The organism is Microbacterium sp. HSID17254 (genome assembly GCF_003989315.1).
Lineage (GTDB): Bacteria > Actinomycetota > Actinomycetes > Actinomycetales > Microbacteriaceae > Microbacterium.
Genome location: NZ_RBLT01000118.1, coordinates 1 through 1,040, shown reverse-complemented (window position 1 = coordinate 1,040; position 1,040 = coordinate 1). Strand labels below are relative to the sequence as shown.

Annotated in this window: 2 protein-coding genes; both read right to left on the bottom strand. The window is 64.8% G+C overall.

Going from position 1 to position 1,040, the window contains the following annotated elements:
• The coding region (locus tag D8M34_RS19445) for a cytochrome b N-terminal domain-containing protein (RefSeq protein WP_202976288.1) at positions 1-401 on the bottom strand (401 nt) is incomplete at its 3' end.
• A gap of 96 nt (positions 402-497) precedes the next feature.
• Positions 498-899 (bottom strand): hypothetical protein, encoded by a 402-nt coding sequence (locus D8M34_RS19440; RefSeq protein WP_202976287.1) that lies wholly within the window; start codon positions 897-899, stop codon positions 498-500.
• Between the last annotated feature and the right edge of the window lie 141 nt (positions 900-1,040).

The window sequence follows — 1,040 nt, the reverse complement described above, 5'->3', positions numbered from 1 at the left end:
ATGTAGAACTCCGGCGTCGGGCCAGCGGAGACGTGGCAGGGGTCGAAGGCCGCGAAGAACCAGATGCGGTTGATCTCGAACAGCCCGGAGACGATGGCAAAGATGCCAGCGACAATGAAGAAGAACGCGCCACCCTTGGCCGCGAACTGCGGCATGATCCGGACACCGACCACGTTGTTCTCAGTCCGGCCCACTCCGGGGAACTGGGTGTGCTTCTGATACCAGACAAGGCCGAGGTGGACTGCGACCAGGGCGAGCAAGATCCCGGGAAGAATCAGCACGTGGATGATGCAGAGCCTGCGGATGATCTCGGTATCACCGGAGTCCCCGTCGAACAGCGCCCAATGCGACCAGCTCCCAACGACCCCAACCGACAGGCATATACCACACCCGACCCGCACTCCGACCCAGGAGTGGCGCCAGCCGGTCCGCGAGTATCAACCGAAAACCGCTACGGGAGCGAGCCGACTCAGATTGATCCCGATCGTCCAGTTGGCCTACCGAGGCTTACGGAACGCTCCAGTGAAGAACACCCGGAACATGTGGCACAGCATCGACGCCACGAACAGCAGGGCAGACCAGTGGTGTAGCTGACGCATGAACAGCCCACCGCGAACCTCGAAGGTCAGCGCGAGTGCTGACTCGTAGGACCGGGACATGTGTACGCCGCGGAGCGGGTCGTAGGGGACGTTGTAGACGACCTCTTCCATCGAAGGGACGAAGAACAGCGCCAGGTAGACCCCCGAGAGGATGACGATGATGAAGCTGTAGAGCGCGTTCTCGCCCAGCATGCACGACCCGTGGGCTGCGAAGACCTCGTTGAGCGGCTGACGCCGCCCCGCGGCCGGGTGATCCCGCTGGTCGGCTTGTTCCAGGGCCTCGACGGCCCGCTCCTCCACCGGTAGCCCCCTGCCCGAGGCCGTGACGCTGTGATCATGTCCCCGCGCTCCCTCCCCGTTGCCCCCCTGGCCCTACGCACCGCCCGTGCGGTCCCGCTGACACGCCGCCCTACGTCGCAGCGGCGGCCACGTAGCACTGCC